Origin of the sequence: Mycobacterium marseillense, assembly GCF_010731675.1 — a bacterium.
Classification (GTDB): domain Bacteria; phylum Actinomycetota; class Actinomycetes; order Mycobacteriales; family Mycobacteriaceae; genus Mycobacterium; species Mycobacterium marseillense.
Genome location: NZ_AP022584.1, coordinates 1,266,062 through 1,280,562, shown reverse-complemented (window position 1 = coordinate 1,280,562; position 14,501 = coordinate 1,266,062). Strand labels below are relative to the sequence as shown.

Here is a 14,501-nt window from a genome sequence, read left to right as displayed (position 1 = left end):
GCCACGGTCAGCCGGACAGCTCGGCGGCCATATCGGTCATGTCGGCCCGGTGGTCGCGGTGTAGCAGCGTCGCGACGGCGAAGCCCATCGCCATCTCCACGGTCATCGCCGCGATGATCACCAGCAGCAAAACCTGGCCGGTGGGCGCCGGCGCGAGGAACCACCAAAAGCCCGCGGCGGCAAGGATGATCGCGTTGATCATCAACTCGAGACCCATCATCACCATCACCACGACCTGTTGGGAGAGCGCACCGTAGAGTCCGATGCTGAACAACGCGGCCGCTACCAGCAGCACCGTGTCGAGGGTCATCTCCCGACACCTCCCGGCTGCGGGTCGCGGGCGGGACGTTGTTTCAAGTCATCGCCGAACCGGTCGTAACGGCTCCGCTTGGCCGCCAACACAATCGCGGCCACAATGGTGGCCACCATGATTGGGCTGATAACGGCCATCGCGAGCATCTTCGGTCCCATCAACTCCTCCCCGAGCGCCACGGTGACATCGCGTGGTGGTGCACCGCGCCGCGATGGCCAGTCGACCAGCAGGATCCCGGTCGCCAGCAGAACGAAGGTGCCCACGGCCGCGGTGAGGGCCCGGCGCTTGTCGTGCACCATGCTCATCGGCATCAGCGCCGGGTTCATGCCCATGAACATGACCATATAGACGGCCATCACCGCCATCTCCATCACCATCATCAAGATCGTCACCACGCCGATGTAGTTCTGCGCCAGCAGCAGCACCGCGACACCCACGGCGACGAACGACACCGCCAGCGCATACGTGGCGCGCGCCATCGAGGTCACCCGGAAGACGGCCGCACCGGCGAGCACGGCGATCGCCGCGCAGATCCAGAAGACCACGTCGACGATCATGTATCAGCTCCTCCAAGTAGCGATTATGGCCACGACCAGGTCTTGCAACAGGACGGCCGGCAGCAGGACCACCCAGCCGAACTCCATGAACTTCTCCGGCCGAAAGACGGGAACCCGTCTACGCAGCCATACCAAAACCGTCAGCAGTACAACGGTTTTGAGCAACACCCACAACCAAGCCGGTAGCAACGGTCCGTCGCCGCCGCCGAGGAACATCGGCACGGCGAACGCGGCACCGGCGACCAGCAGCGCGTATCGCCCGGCGTGGAACACTAGCCGGTCCACACCGGAGAGTTCCGTGGTCACGCCGCCGGCGACGTCGGCGCCAAGCGCCGGCGTGAACGGGCCCCATACCGAAAAGGCCGCTACCCCAAGACAATAGACGACAAACGCGATTGGCATCCATACCGCGAACCACAATTGCTGCTGAGCCGCGGCGACCGCGCCGACACGCAGGCTTTGGGCTGCAATGGCCGGAGCGACCAGCGCGAACATGAGCGGGAGCTCATAGCCCAGGCCGTGGGCCAGGAATCGGTAGCCGCCGATCAGCGAATGCGCCGAATTCGGACCCCAACCGGCGAGCCACACCAGCGCCCACACCATCACGTCCATCGCGTTGAACCACACGACGCCGACATCGAGATCGAACAGCGTCCATCGGCCCAGCGGCACCACGGTCACCATCAACATGGCGGCGACGATCAGACCCGTGGCGCCGACCCGCCACAGCATCGCGTCCGCCGCGACGATGGTGCGCCGACGCTGCCGCATCAGCCGCGCCGCCTCCCACAGCGGTGTGGCCGCTCCGCCCGTGCGGACACCGTTGCCGCGGTCGGTCAGCACACCATCGAGGGAGGCGGCATAGAGGCCGAGTGCTCCGAGCAACCCGGCGGCGCCGAGCGCCCAGACGCCTGGCACCGACGTAACCGTCGGGTCACCCATGAGGGATGCTCTCGTTTGCGCGCGCGGTGTCGATGCCGAGACTGGCGACTACCAGGCGGGCAGTGGCCATGTCCAGGCCGCGCACCAGGGCCGGTAGCACATCGCTTATCTTTGTCGAGTCAAGTTCAAATAGACTGGAATTTAAGGGTTCTCGCAACAGAGTGCGCGCTAGACCGACTCGGGTGAGTAGCCGGTCGTAGGTATCGCCGGCAAGTGCCGCGGGCAGCTCATGACGGTCGAGACTTTCAGATGTCAGCGGCGCGAGGTCGCGTAACGACCAGCGCAGCAACCTGGACTTGCCGAGCATCTTGTGCAGGCCGTCGAGCAGCTCCCGCGCTCGGTCAACGTCAGAGTCGCCCAGCAACAGGTCCCTCGCCTGCCGCGCTATGGCCGCCGCCCGCGGCCACCCCGACAACTCCAGCAGATCGACGACGTGGTCGCACTGTCGGGCAGCCACCACCAATTCGGTGCGTTCCGGCGGGGCCTTATATCGGCTTTCATGGTCGTTATCGACGATCCATGCCTCGGCCTCGGCGAGGACGTCTCCCTGCAATGAGCACCGCAATACCAACCCCGCCGGCCAGTGCGGGAGGACCGGGCCGAGACGCAAGTGCAGGACATCCATCTCGAGGCCATCGCGGTCCTCTCCGCCTTCGGCCAGAGCAATGCCGGCGGGTGCCATCTCCATGCCGCCGTGGTCCATGCCGTGGTGGCCACTATGGTCCATCGCGCCGTGGTCCATGTTGTGGTGGTCCATGTCGCCGTGCTCCATCGCGCTGTGGTCCATGCCGTGGTGGCCATTGTGGTCCATTGCGCCGTGGTTCATGCCGCGGTGATCCGTGCCGCCATGGGCTGTTCCGCCGTGGTGGCCACTGTGGTCCGGGCGGGGCGATTGTGCGCGATCACGGGCGTCGTCTCGTTGTCGCCCGCAATCGAGCAGCTCCGCGCCTGCGCGGTCCAGCGCAGAATCGATCGACTCCTTGTCAGTAATGTCGATGCGGACACGGGGGCCGGGCAGTTGGTCCCAGATCCTTTCGACGACTTCGCCCAACTCGGACCCGGGCATGCCGCATACCGCTAGTGCATCGGCGTCCGCCGGGGACACCGCTGCACACCAGCCCCGAGCAGCGACACAGCGCTCCACCGCTGCGCGCAGAACCCAATCGCCTGGGACCTCGACGGTCAGGACGTGGACCCGGCGGACAGCAGCTCGGGTTAAGGCGGCGGTCATACCCATCGCAGTGCGCCCTCCCGCCACGCCCACGCGACCGCGACGAACAACGCGGCCAAAAATAGGAACATCTCGACGATCGCGGTGGTGCCCATCTGTGCGACGACCATGGCCCATGGGTACATGAACAGCATCTCGACGTCGAAAGCGAGAAAGACCAGTGTCGCTGGATACCAGCGCACGTGATACCGGGACAGCGCGTGCTCCTCGGGCCGCCACCCCGACTGGAAGGGAAGCGACGTCAACGCGGCCGCCCACACCGCCGTGAGCCGGTGCATCCCATACGCGCCGGCGACGCCCGCTAGGGATACCAGCAGCGTCGAGGCCACACCGGCATACATCGCTGCACTCCTTTCACCCGTGCAGGCCACAGGGTCTTGTCCACGTCCCCACATGCGCAGTGCACCCGGATTATGGCCTACCACGCCTCCACGACGCCCCGAAACCGATCGCCGCCCTGCTGGGTCCGGGCCGCCGCGCCGCCGCCGGCGACCTGAAGCAGTCTGGGAGTTGACTCGCAATGGTTGTGCAGCGCCAATCATCTTGCAGGCTAGTTGATTTCGGCTGGCCCAGCGTCGTGCAGGCTCTTTGCTCTTTCGATCGAGGTGCGGCTGGCGCCTCTGGGTGGATGTTAGGCCCAGCTGGACCCAACGGCGCTGTCGGTGGAGGCCATGTTGGCCCCGGCAGTTTGGACTTTTGCCCATGGGCGTTGGCTTGCTCGTAGATGACCTGGAAGTTGCGGCCCAACTGGGTGATGAACTCTTGGCAGGCCACCGAACCCGCACCGCCCCAAAAGTCCCCGGCGGCAAGCACATCACGGATGATGGCCTGATGCTCGGCCTCCAGGAAAGCGGCCTGGGCGCGGATCAGCGCGCCATGGGCGTCGACGTCGCCGAATTGGTAGTTGATGCTCATCGTCGGTTCTCCTAACTGCCTAGCATCTGCTGTGAGGCTTGCTCTTGCTGTTCGTAGTTGTTGGCGTCGCGGATCAGGCCGTCGCGCACCCCGTGCAGCATGGTGACGATGTTGCGGAACGCAGTGTTCGTTTGGCCCATGGTGTCGTAGGACGCGGCCTGAGCGGTCCCGCTCCATCCGGCACCGGCAATGTTCAGCGAGGACCCCCACATCTTGCGGGCTTCATCTTCGACGGTTTGGGCGTGCACGTCGAAACGGCCTGCCATGGATCGCATCTCGTTCGGATCGGTCATCAAGCGTGCAGTCATTGGAGTGTCTCCTTACCTGGAAATCATCAGTTTTGCTCGACGTGGCCGGCGTCATGGCCGCCTGCCAAAACGAATTGGTGCTCTCCTTTGTTATCCGACGGTCGCCGAGGGCGGTACCACTGTCAGGCGGGGCATGAACCGGAGGTCGGTTTCGCCGACGTTGCCTATGCCGCGCCCGGCCATCGTTGCCATCGGCGCGCCGAGCATGCTTGCGGGAGCCCCCGTTGTGGCTCCTGGGGCAGTGGCCAGGCTGGTGCTGGGCAGCGCCGTCGCGGCAGGACTCATTGCCGGGGCCGCCGAAGCCCAGGCTTGGGGCACCGACAACGCCCCGACCGTGGCCGCCCGGCCCACGCCCGCCGACACGGCTGCCCCGCCGAGTCCTGCTGAGCCGGGTGCTCCCAGCGCGCTGGACGCGAGCGCGCCCGTCAATCCCGGTCCCGAAGCTGCGGTGCTGGCGGCGGTGACGGCCGGCATCAAATTCTTCATCTGATTCGCGTTCGAGAGCAGCGAACTCGATATCCACCCAACCGAACTTGTCATCGACAACGCCGGATTCATGGAACTGAGCGACGAACTCAACGACGACAGCGACCCCGTGGACGACTCGGATGTGGACGACAGCGGCGACGCGAGCTGCTGCAGAGCCGTCGGCACCGTGGAGGTCACCTGTGACAGGACCGCCTGCGCGTCGGTGCTGGCCGAGCTTCCGACAGCTTGGCCGACCGCGGTTCCCTGTCCGGCCAGGCCGGCCGGGTTGCTGGCGGGCTGCGGCGGGATGAACTGGGTCAGGAGCGACGCACTCGCCGAGGCGGCCGCGTAGCCATACATCGCGGCGACGTCCTGGGCCCACATCGCCGCGTACTGTGCCTCGGTGGCCGCGATCGCGGGCGTGTTTTGCCCGAGGATGTTGGTCGCGATCAGCGACATCAACAGGCTGCGGTTGGCCGCGATGACTGGTGGCGGCACCGTCATCGCAAAGGCCGCCTCATAGGCGGCCGCGGCCGCCATGGCCTGCGAAGCCGTCAGCTGTGCCGTGGCGGCAGTGGTGTCCATCCACGCCACGAAGGGGGCGCTCGCGGCGGTCATCGCCGCCGACGCCGGACCCAGCCACGGTCCGCTCGTCAGCCCTGAAACCACCGAGGAATACGAAGCGGCCTCCGAATATAGCTGCTCGGCGAGTCCTTCCCAGGCCGACGCTGCGGCCAGCATCGAGCCCGGCCCCGGACCGGCATAGATCCTTGCCGAGTTGATTTCGGGTGGCAAAGCAGCGAAATCCATCATTTCACCTCGGAATGCTTAGCCGGCCGCGACCGCGTTGGCGGCCTCGGTGACCGCATACGAATCAGCGCTGACACCAAGGGTTTTCGCGACCAATTCGTAGATCGCCGCAGCTTGGGCGCTGACGGCCTGATACATCTGAGCGTGCGCGGCAAACTGCAGCGCCGTCAACGCCGACACCTCATCGGCGGCGGCGGGAACCACCCCGGTCGTCGGTGCGGCCGCGGGCGTGTTTTCGGCGCTCATCGCCGAGCCGATGCCCAGCCGGTTACCGGTCGCCGCCGTCAACATTTGCGGGGCGACGGTGAGTGAGAACATGGACTTCTCCTTGGAGACTTGGGATTACGGACATGGGCTGACCCCGTCCGCTGCGGTGTGTTAAGGCGCTGGTGCGGTCGCCGCGGGACGGAAACCGCGTCGCCCAACTCGGCTAGACAGAGTCAGGCAGGATTGACGTGTTCATTGGCCCGGCATTCATCCGAGCGGAAGGGGCGGCAGAGATTGGTGACGGTGGGCGAGCGTTCACCGGCCGTCGTGGCGCAACACGATGGCCTGCCGCCGGCTGATCATCGGCGAGCTATGCAGAACCGCGTCAAGAGGTCTCGACCGGTGAAGGCAATGGCAGCTGCGCGGGGCGGGGCTCGCCCAACCGGCACGACGAGTTTGACCCGCGAACCTGCGACGGCGACCACCGCGACCGCGAGACCGAGTTCCACCAGCGCGGTAACCGGCCCCGGCACCGGCATAGCCCCGAACACCTTGGAGCATTTGGCGGCCAGGCCGCGGTAAAGCGAAGCATGGTCGGCCTGCATGCCGGGCCCGCCAGTGCCAAACCCGCCATCCGCCGATGTCACGAAGGCGTGCGGTGGGTCAAACGCGAGAGGCGCGAAATGCACCAACCCACACCCCAGGGCGCCGAGGACCAGCCACACTGCAGCCGCGATCGCGACGACAGCGCGCAACCGCACCGAACTGCCTGCGCCGCGGGGACTCATAGTGTCTCAACTGTACCTGTCTATAGGGGGGTATGCCATACGTAGGGCGGCCGATACCACATTGTGCCCGGGTCAGGAGTGTGCCTGCTCGCGGCCCTAATGCCGCAGGTAAAGTCGATATCAGCAGTCGGGCCGCAGGGGCTGACGCGCACAATTGCACCCCCATACCGAATACCCCTACCCACCGGAGGTATAGCGGGCGGCCGAGCTGGCATTCCTCTACCCAGGCGGTAATCGGTACGCCGGCCCGCTCGCACGACAACACCAGCTCGCGGCTTCGATCTATCGGCCCGGACACATGAGGACTCACCCGGCAGGCGATGCGCGCGGCCGAGCCGTTGGCAGCTGTTCGCGTCAAATCCCTTAATCGCATGGGGATTTCGCGCCGATCGGGTGCTTAACGGTGGATCCTGCGGAGTCACATGGGTAATCACAAGGTGACGTCATCGACGCGACCGAACGTGAGCAATCTTGCGCCTGGTTGCGTGCCGATGCCATTCTGCGGCGACTCTTTGGGGTCAGAGTCGTCGTCATCGCGGGCCGGCGCCCGAAAGGATGACCAGGAGACGGGGACACAGATGCCTTGCCGTGCGGCGGTGTAAATCGCCGGCGTCGGCCCCGGCCGGTTATCGTCGGTACCGCCGCTTGGACGCCGCCAAGCTCGGAATGAGCCGGTTGCAGGTCGCGTGCGGGTTCGAGACGGTAGAGGGCAACTGCGGCGATGATGCCGATGAGAACCAGCCCGCCCCACACCAGTGCGCCGGCGCTCAGCCGTTGGGCCGCACCGAATATCGATCCGGTAGCCAAGTTGCCGACGAGGATTCCGGCTCCGACGATGGTGTTGTAGAACCCGTAATGGGTGGCCACGAGCCGGCCTCCGGCCAGCGAGACGACGGTGTCCATCTCGAACGGGAAGACCGCGGCCGAACCGACGGCCAGCAGCGCCGCCGACACCAGCAGGGCCCCCACCGCCGCCGGTGTCCCGAACCGATGGCCGTCGGGGACGACAGTCAGCGGCACAAACGAGGCCGCCAGGATGGCCACACCGATCGCCAGGCTACGTCCGGGTCCCCAGCGTTTGGTGAACCAACGGGTGATGCGCAGCTGTCCGATCACTGCAACCAGGCCCGAGACAACGAAAAGTACTGCAACCAAAGCCGTTTCAGAGCGCGGCGCCAGCATCGACGCCTGCAGCGGCAGCGCCAGGTACACCTGGAAGGTCAATACGTAGGAGCCGATCATCGCCGCCGCGAAGAGCAGGAACGGCCGATTGCCGGCGACAACCCGCCAGTCCTGCAGGAATGACTTCTGCTGCGGCGCCGAATCGACACCGCGTTGCGGCAACGTCAACAGCTGCGCCACGGTCAGCACTGCGAACACGGCCGCCGCTGCCGCCGCCGTGACCTGAAAATCAACGGCCACCAGGACCAGTCCGACCAGCGGACCCAACAGGATTCCGGCCTGATAGAAGAGGTTGAACATGGCGAAGGCCTCCACCCGGCGATCTCCGGCGTCAGCGGCCAGATAGGCGCGTACCGCCGGGTTGAACAACGCGCCGGCGAACCCGGTGGCCGCCGCGGCGATCAGCACAGCCGGCAACGAGTGAGCCACCACCAGCAGCGCGAATCCGCCGGTGCGCAGCACGCATCCGGCCACGATCAACGGCTTGTAGCCCAGCCGGTCGGCCAGGGTGCCGCCCACGATGAACATGCCCTGCTGGGAGAAGTTGCGCACGCCTAGCACCAGCCCGACGGCCCAGGCCGCCAGCCCGAGCGGGCCGGCCAGGTACCCGGCCAGATACGGCATCAGCATGTAGAAACCCATGTTGATGCCGAACTGGTTGAGCATCAGGACCTGGCTGGGCCGGTCGAAGCCTCGAAACCGGGTGAGGAAATCCCTCATGCGGCTGCGATCAGTGCGGGACTGACGACGGTGCTGGTGCGAGTCCAGGAGGTCACCACCTGCTGGGTGGGGTCGGTGATGACGGTGGGCTCGGCGACGGGTTGCCAGTCCAACAGCTGGTGCTGGTGGCAGTAGTCGTCGTTGTAGATGGTGTCGAAGTAGCGTTGCGGCCCGTCAGGAAACACCGCGGCGATGCGGGTGTCCTGCGGGAAGGTGCGCGCGGCCCAGCCCGCGACCAGCGCCACGGCCCCCACGCTCCAGCCGCCGCTGGCGAAGTTGCTGGCCGCCAAAGTGCGGCACGCCCACACCGACTCCTGCGGGGCCACCCAGTGCACCTCGTCAAAGGCGGCGTAGTCGATGTTGCGCGGATAGATGCTCGAGCCCAGCCCGCGCATCAACCGGCTGGCTACCGGCTGACCGAAAATGGTCGAGCCGATGGTGTCGACCCCGATCAGTTTCATGTCGGGGTTGAACTGGCGCAGCACCCGCGCCACGCCGGCGGAGTGTCCGCCGGTGCCCACCGAGCAGACCAGCACATCGACCCCGCCAAGCTGATCGAGCAGCTCCAACGCCAACGACCGGTAGCCGGTGATGTTGTCGGGGTTGCTGTACTGGTCGGGGCACCAGGCCCCCGGCTCGGCGGCCAGCAGCTGGGCGACCCGGTCTTTACGGGCCTGTTGCCAGCCCCCCACCGGGTGCGGCTCGGTGACCAGCTCGACCTGGGCGCCGTAGGCGGCCAGCATGTGACGCACGATCGGCTCCATGCCGGTGTCGGTGACCACGGTGACCGGATGCCCGTAGGCTTGGCCGGCCAACGCCAGCCCCAACCCCAGGCTACCGCTGGTGGATTCCACGATGCGCGCCCCGGGAGCTAATTCGCCGCGGGCCCGGGCGGCTTCGACCATGTGCAGGGCCGGGCGGTCTTTCATGCTGCCGCCGGGATTGAACCCTTCCAGCTTGGCCCAAAACCCGCGTCCGGGCGGGGCGAACGGCGCCTCAATGCGCAGCACCGGGGTATGGCCCACCATCGCACCGGGACGCCGATAGGCGTCGGTGCCGGGCTGGGCGCACTCACGTGGCTGAACAACTTTGAGCGCCGGGATCGGGTGAACATAGTTATCGAAAGACAAAACATCGGTCATGAGAATCGTCGCTTTCTTGCGAACGCCGCGAATCAGTGCGGCACTTGACAGGGGTCAGCGATCACCAGCCGCCGAGCACACACGTGCTGCAAACGACCTGGCGCTGACCAGTCAGCGACGAGACAAGCAGAACCGGGTCAAGACGTCTTGACCGGTAACAGAAAGAGCCGGGGCGCGCGGGGGGCCGCGCCCGGCGGGCACCCCAAACCGGGCCAGCCCACCGGTCAGCGCCACGGCGGCCACCGCACTCAACGCGATTAACGCAGCCACCACCGCGCCTGAGCGCGGCAGCACCGCCGTGGTGAACTGCTCGTGATGGTCGCCCGAGGAACCCTTGCCCACATGCGGATGATCGACATCAACGGTGAACTCACCACCCAGCGAAGCCACCAACGCATGCGCCGGCTGCGACATCGAAGACTGCGACACCGAAGACTGCGAATGCCCCATCACGCTGTGGGCACCGATGAGAACCCACGCCGCCAACCACGCCGCAGCCCCCACGGCCACTACATACCGGAGCCGAGGCAACCTGCTAGCACCACCGAATATCACGACACGCCAGCCCTGCCAGTATGGGAGAAAACCGGGAATAAGCCGGGGTGTTTCCGATGCGCGGATTCGCAACTCATCGCGTGCGTCGCCGATGAGCAGTTCACTGCGCGTCCGGTGGACATAGAAGCAGAATATACCCCATACCCGTATATGTAAACCGGGGCCTTTGGCGGTTGAGCAGTCCTAGGTTGCGCCTGACCAGATGCTGACGACGCTTCACGGGCTGTACGACGGCCGGCATAGTTATGCCTGAGATCTACCGTCACCTTCGGCCCGGCATGTCGATTACAACCAGTGCTCCGCCGCGCCCACCACCGGATTCATCGACCCAGCGGCCGTTGCGCCGTGATGTAGTGCAGCAACAACCGGTCACCGGTGCCGACGATGGAGAACCCCGCATCGGTAATCAGCTCATCGAGCTGGTGTAGCCGGTTCTGCTCCCTGGCATGGGCGTTGAAAACAGCAGCAATCCGGTGCAAGGCGCCACCGCCCGAGGGGCGAAGATCGGCGATGCATAGCCGTCCGCCCGGTCGCAGAACTCGGTACATTTGCCGCACTGCGTCGGCGCGTCGGTCGACTGGAAAGTGGTGAAACGCCAAGCTAGATACCACCACATCGAACGATTGGTCGGAGAAGGGCAGCTCTTCGGCGGAGGCAACCTGAAAGGCCGCGTTCGCCGGCGCACGCCGCGCGGCGTAGTCGACCATCGATTGTGAGGGATCGATCCCGACAACCCTGCCACCAGGGTGCACCGCCCGTGCGATTCGCCGAGTGAAGTATCCGGTCCCGCAGCCGACGTCGAGCACCCTATCGCCGGGCTCGGCGCCGGATAGCCCGACCAGCCGGTCCCACATGCGCGCACGTAGCCCCAGAGACCACGCATTGGTGGCCCATTCATAGGTACGGGGATAGTTGAGCACCCACCCGGTGCCGTCACCGTGGCGATGATCAGCGAACAGCCTCTGCGCCAGTCCCATCTAAAAATCCTTCCCGGATATGCTTTCAGTGCGGCCAACCCAACGGTACAGCAATACCCCCATGCGGTATATTCAAGCTCGACGGAGCGGGACGCGGCTCTCCGGGATCGAACGAAACACCGAACGGCGCAACGAAAGACAGGTGCAGGCATGCGCGAATCGACTTCTGACAGGGCGCGACTTAGCAGGCGGAGTTTTGTGGCTGCCACCGTCGCCGGCGGGTTCGCCCTGGCCGCATGCGGCCGATCCGGCGAGCAAACACGTACCGGAAACACGGCGATGGCGGCCGCCATCGCTGCTGCCGAGGCGGCGCGGCCCCACACCGGGCGTACCGTAACGGCGGCACTGACGCCTCAACCGACGACAATCGACCTCGGTGGCATCACTGTGCGCACGATGGCCTACGGTAACGCCATCCCGGGGCCCCTGATCCGCGCCAATGTCGGTGACGAACTCGCGGTCACGGTCACCAACCGGCTCGATTCGGCCACCTCGGTGCATTGGCACGGCATCGCGCTGCGCAACGACATGGACGGCGTCGCACCCGCCACCCCGAACATCGACGCCGGCCGCGACTTCACCTACCGATTTTCGGTACCTCACCCGGGCACCTATTGGGCGCATCCGCACGTCGGCCTGGACGCCGACTACGGCCTGTATCTGCCCGTGATCATCGATGACCCCCGAGAGTCGGGCCGCTATGACGCCGAATGGATCGTCGTACTCGACGACTGGACCGACGGCGTCGGCAAGACCCCCAGGCAGCTCTACGACGATTTGACCAATCAGCGCAGGCCCAGCATGGGCAGCATGCCGGGCATGGGAAACATGCCTCCCATGGAGATGGACGGTGTCGGGACCAGCAGTCTGCTTGGCGGCGACCCAGGCGATATTGCCTACCCGCACTACCTCATCAACGGCCGCATTCCCGCCGCTCCCACCACATTCAGCGCCAAGCCCGGAGAGCGCATCCGGATCCGGATCATCAATTCCGGCTCCGACACCGCGTTCCGCGTAGCGCTAGCCGGGCACTCGATGACCGTCACCCACACCGACGGCTATCCTGTAGTGCCCACCGAGGTCGACGCCGTGCTGGTCGGCATGGCCGAACGCTACGACGTCGTCGTCACCGCCGCCGACGGCGTTTTCCCGCTGGTCGCTCTTGCCGAAGGCAAAAATGCGCTGGCGCGGGCCCTGCTCTCCACCGGCGCCGGCAGCGCCCCTGATCCGGGTTTCCAGCCGCCCGAACTCAACAAGCGAGTCGGCACCGTCGAAATGTTCTCCGCCGCACCGGAAGTCGACTTGGGAGCCAAATCCGATGCGAATCTCCCTGTGGTCCTCAGCGGCGACATGACGAAGTACGATTGGCTGATCAACGGCGAGCCCTACAGCAAGACCAAGCCGCTACAGGTACGCCAGGGCCAACGCGCCACGCTGGCATTCGACAACACCACCATGATGTACCACCCGATGCACCTGCACGGACACACTTTCCAGGTGATCAAGCCCGACGGCACGCCCGGCCCGCGCAAAGACACTGTCAACGTACTGCCCAAACAGAAATTGAGCGCCGTCCTCGTCGCTGACAACCCGGGCGTCTGGATGTTCCACTGCCACAACACCTATCACCAAGAGGCCGGCATGATGACTCGCCTCGAGTACACCAGCTGAGCCATCACGGCGTGCGCGCAGGAGCGCGGCGGTGGCGGCGCCATGCTGGTAGGTGCCGAGCGAGCACTTAGCCGAGCGAGCCGATGAGCTCGCGGCATGCCCGTTCGCAGCGGCGGCAAACTTCCCCGCACAGCCGGCAGTGCTCGTGATGGGTGGCGTGCCCCTAACACTCGTCTGCGCAGCTTTTGCAGGTGATGGCGCATGTTTCGAGCACCGTTCTGGTCAGGTTGGCATCGTAGCCGGTGTGTCGGGAGAGGACACGGCCGGTGACGTCGCAGATATCCGAGCAGTCGAGGCACGTGCGGATGCATTTCCTCAGCTCGTCGACCGCAGCTTCGCTGAGGCAAGCGTCCGCACAGGCTGTACAGGCTTGCGCGCAGTCGATACAGGCTTCGATACAGGCTGTCACGTTGGCCGTATCCCCTCCGCCGAGGTCTTGGGGATAGCTCTCCAGCATGCTGCTGGTAGTAGTCACGTGTTCTCCGGGTGTTCAACGGCAACGGTTTTGATCATTTTCGGGAATGCCTCCGCGCAGTCGTACTCGGTCCGACATACGCTAAACGGATCGCGCGTCTGTTCCCAGTTTTTGAGGCGAACAGTCACCTTCTGGCCGGACAAGTTCGATAACGGCTCTGGTCAGAATCGGGTCGAGCAATGCGGTAGCCGCAGACAAGGTGCTCACCCGCTGCGGAGGGCCCAAACAAGTCACCTTTGATTGTGGAATACATTGCGAGACATCACAGTTGCGTCCAAGAACACTCGAAGGTCGCCGCGCAATCGATGGTATTGGGTTTACGGGTTTCGACCGCACGGCCGCACTTCCCTAACGCTGTCACCACCCACGTCCTACCAGATACTCATTATGACCATCAGTTTCAACATGGCTAGGGTGATGCCGAGGTCGCTAGCCTTGCTAGACGAAGATTGTCTGAGATGTCATTCTCGACGGCCTGGATTGAGTGGCGTGCGCCCCGGCAGGCTTCTAATTGGTGAGTAACCCAAACCACCGTTCAACCTGCTCGAGCACGACGAGTATGTTGGGGTGAAGCAGATTCGAACTCGAGGATGGGCGACGAGCCGTTTCGTTATCCGTCGAATTTCACGAACGATGTGTCGTTGCGTCGGTGGGGTGCGAGTGCAAGGGCTACGCCGCCCGCTGAGTGCCCCGTGGCCGCTAGTGGTGCGCCATTTGTCCGTCTTCTTGGCCTATGCTCCCGGCACAGTGGTATCCGGGCGGTATTGCGGGCAGTAGGCATTGACTGCGGTGCCGAAGAAATAGCCGGCCACGTGTGCCGAGAGGTCGGTGTCTTTTACCAGCGACAAAATCAGGTTGGCCGGCGTCTGGCCTGCATCGAGTCCGGTGCACACTTTATGACCGGCCGCGATTGCGACATCGCGGTTGGTAAAGACGATCCCGTGTTTCTTGAGCGCGGCGAGGAAGTCATCGTCAGTTTGATCCGCTGATACAGGTGGAGCGAACTGCAGCGCAGCAGCAAAGAGCAGGATTACGCTCGTTGTCAACCATTTCCACCGAGGCACATTGGTTTGGGCCATTAATCTCTCCCGCGGGTGTTAAAAGGTCTTGAGACGCGGGAGCGTCGGGGGCCACCGACATGGCTTTGTTTGGTGCGCGCGCGGCGTCGTCGACGTTGGATGATGATGAATGCCACTGCCAGGGCGACCGCAATGGTGGCGAGGATGGCAGTTCCTGTGAT

Annotated in this window: 14 protein-coding genes and 3 pseudogenes; 1 reads left to right on the top strand and 16 read right to left on the bottom strand. The window is 65.0% G+C overall.

Translation table 11 applies throughout. The annotated features are described in order from the left end of the window. Window positions 1-7: 7 nt before the first annotated feature. The 14 genes and pseudogenes from G6N26_RS05660 to G6N26_RS05600 form a co-directional block, all read right to left on the bottom strand. On the bottom strand, window positions 8-310 hold the full coding sequence (locus G6N26_RS05660) for an NADH-quinone oxidoreductase subunit NuoK (protein WP_014711827.1): 303 nt from the start codon (window positions 308-310) through the stop codon (window positions 8-10). Continuing rightward, window positions 307-870, bottom strand: a complete 564-nt coding sequence (locus G6N26_RS05655) for an NADH-quinone oxidoreductase subunit J (protein WP_014711826.1) — start codon at window positions 868-870, stop codon at window positions 307-309. The genes G6N26_RS05660 and G6N26_RS05655 overlap by 4 nt, the downstream gene beginning before the upstream one ends. Before the next feature lie 3 nt (window positions 871-873). Further along, window positions 874-1,812, bottom strand: coding sequence for an NADH-quinone oxidoreductase subunit H (locus tag G6N26_RS05650; RefSeq protein ID WP_014711825.1), 939 nt, complete (start codon window positions 1,810-1,812; stop codon window positions 874-876). After that, on the bottom strand, window positions 1,805-2,878 hold the full coding sequence (locus tag G6N26_RS05645) for a hypothetical protein (RefSeq protein ID WP_050593740.1): 1,074 nt from the start codon (window positions 2,876-2,878) through the stop codon (window positions 1,805-1,807). The genes G6N26_RS05650 and G6N26_RS05645 overlap by 8 nt, the downstream gene beginning before the upstream one ends. 161 nt (window positions 2,879-3,039) lie before the next feature. Continuing rightward, window positions 3,040-3,384 carry an NADH-quinone oxidoreductase subunit A gene (locus G6N26_RS05640; protein ID WP_014711822.1) on the bottom strand — a complete coding sequence of 115 codons (345 nt, stop codon included), beginning with the start codon at window positions 3,382-3,384 and terminating at the stop codon, window positions 3,040-3,042. Window positions 3,385-3,674: 290 nt separating this feature from the next. Further along, a pseudogene (locus G6N26_RS05635) lies at window positions 3,675-3,958 on the bottom strand (WXG100 family type VII secretion target). An 11-nt stretch (window positions 3,959-3,969) separates the two neighbouring features. Beyond that, window positions 3,970-4,266 (bottom strand): WXG100 family type VII secretion target, encoded by a 297-nt coding sequence (locus G6N26_RS05630; protein WP_014711820.1) that lies wholly within the window; start codon window positions 4,264-4,266, stop codon window positions 3,970-3,972. A 90-nt stretch (window positions 4,267-4,356) separates the two neighbouring features. After that, window positions 4,357-5,547: a PPE family protein gene (locus G6N26_RS05625; RefSeq protein ID WP_014711819.1), complete on the bottom strand. Its 1,191-nt coding sequence runs from the start codon at window positions 5,545-5,547 to the stop codon at window positions 4,357-4,359. Between the two features lie 15 nt (window positions 5,548-5,562). Further along, window positions 5,563-5,862: a PE family protein gene (locus G6N26_RS05620; protein WP_014711818.1), complete on the bottom strand. Its 300-nt coding sequence runs from the start codon at window positions 5,860-5,862 to the stop codon at window positions 5,563-5,565. Window positions 5,863-6,110: 248 nt separating this feature from the next. After that, window positions 6,111-6,539 (bottom strand): putative copper homeostasis (lipo)protein LpqS, encoded by a 429-nt coding sequence (gene lpqS, locus G6N26_RS26645; RefSeq protein ID WP_014711817.1) that lies wholly within the window; start codon window positions 6,537-6,539, stop codon window positions 6,111-6,113. Between the two features lie 657 nt (window positions 6,540-7,196). Continuing rightward, window positions 7,197-8,441, bottom strand: a pseudogene (locus tag G6N26_RS05615) (MFS transporter); the annotation flags it as partial. Beyond that, window positions 8,438-9,583, bottom strand: coding sequence for a PLP-dependent cysteine synthase family protein (locus G6N26_RS05610; protein ID WP_014711815.1), 1,146 nt, complete (start codon window positions 9,581-9,583; stop codon window positions 8,438-8,440). The gene G6N26_RS05610 and the pseudogene G6N26_RS05615, both read right to left, overlap by 4 nt. A 111-nt stretch (window positions 9,584-9,694) precedes the next feature. Further along, window positions 9,695-10,093 carry a putative copper homeostasis (lipo)protein LpqS gene (lpqS, locus tag G6N26_RS05605; protein ID WP_020822727.1) on the bottom strand — a complete coding sequence of 133 codons (399 nt, stop codon included), beginning with the start codon at window positions 10,091-10,093 and terminating at the stop codon, window positions 9,695-9,697. Between the two features lie 365 nt (window positions 10,094-10,458). Beyond that, window positions 10,459-11,115, bottom strand: a complete 657-nt coding sequence (locus tag G6N26_RS05600; protein ID WP_014711813.1) for a class I SAM-dependent methyltransferase — start codon at window positions 11,113-11,115, stop codon at window positions 10,459-10,461. Window positions 11,116-11,265: 150 nt separating this feature from the next. Between G6N26_RS05600 and G6N26_RS05595 the strand changes: the two genes are divergently transcribed. Further along, the gene (locus tag G6N26_RS05595) at window positions 11,266-12,786 is read left to right on the top strand and encodes a multicopper oxidase family protein (RefSeq protein WP_033712894.1); all 1,521 of its coding nucleotides are present in this window, start codon (window positions 11,266-11,268) and stop codon (window positions 12,784-12,786) included. Window positions 12,787-12,853: 67 nt separating this feature from the next. Here G6N26_RS05595 and G6N26_RS05590 read toward each other — a convergent pair. Beyond that, window positions 12,854-13,243, bottom strand: a pseudogene (locus G6N26_RS05590) (four-helix bundle copper-binding protein). A gap of 749 nt (window positions 13,244-13,992) precedes the next feature. After that, the gene (locus G6N26_RS05585; protein ID WP_081490110.1) at window positions 13,993-14,340 is read right to left on the bottom strand and encodes a DUF732 domain-containing protein; all 348 of its coding nucleotides are present in this window, start codon (window positions 14,338-14,340) and stop codon (window positions 13,993-13,995) included. Window positions 14,341-14,501 lie beyond the last annotated feature (161 nt).

Bases quoted from the DNA above. Each gene is read 5' to 3' on its own strand.
- G6N26_RS05660 (WP_014711827.1), bottom strand. From the start codon at position 310: ATGACCCTCGACACGGTGCTGCTGGTAGCGGCCGCGTTGTTCAGCATC.
- G6N26_RS05655 (WP_014711826.1), bottom strand. From the start codon at position 870: ATGATCGTCGACGTGGTCTTCTGGATCTGCGCGGCGATCGCCGTGCTC.
- G6N26_RS05650 (WP_014711825.1), bottom strand. From the start codon at position 1,812: ATGGGTGACCCGACGGTTACGTCGGTGCCAGGCGTCTGGGCGCTCGGC.
- G6N26_RS05645 (WP_050593740.1), bottom strand. From the start codon at position 2,878: ATGCCCGGGTCCGAGTTGGGCGAAGTCGTCGAAAGGATCTGGGACCAA.
- G6N26_RS05640 (WP_014711822.1), bottom strand. From the start codon at position 3,384: ATGTATGCCGGTGTGGCCTCGACGCTGCTGGTATCCCTAGCGGGCGTC.
- G6N26_RS05630 (WP_014711820.1), bottom strand. From the start codon at position 4,266: ATGACTGCACGCTTGATGACCGATCCGAACGAGATGCGATCCATGGCA.
- G6N26_RS05625 (WP_014711819.1), bottom strand. From the start codon at position 5,547: ATGATGGATTTCGCTGCTTTGCCACCCGAAATCAACTCGGCAAGGATC.
- G6N26_RS05620 (WP_014711818.1), bottom strand. From the start codon at position 5,862: ATGTTCTCACTCACCGTCGCCCCGCAAATGTTGACGGCGGCGACCGGT.
- lpqS (WP_014711817.1), bottom strand. From the start codon at position 6,539: ATGAGTCCCCGCGGCGCAGGCAGTTCGGTGCGGTTGCGCGCTGTCGTC.
- G6N26_RS05610 (WP_014711815.1), bottom strand. From the start codon at position 9,583: ATGACCGATGTTTTGTCTTTCGATAACTATGTTCACCCGATCCCGGCG.
- G6N26_RS05600 (WP_014711813.1), bottom strand. From the start codon at position 11,115: ATGGGACTGGCGCAGAGGCTGTTCGCTGATCATCGCCACGGTGACGGC.
- G6N26_RS05595 (WP_033712894.1), top strand. From the start codon at position 11,266: ATGCGCGAATCGACTTCTGACAGGGCGCGACTTAGCAGGCGGAGTTTT.
- G6N26_RS05585 (WP_081490110.1), bottom strand. From the start codon at position 14,340: ATGGCCCAAACCAATGTGCCTCGGTGGAAATGGTTGACAACGAGCGTA.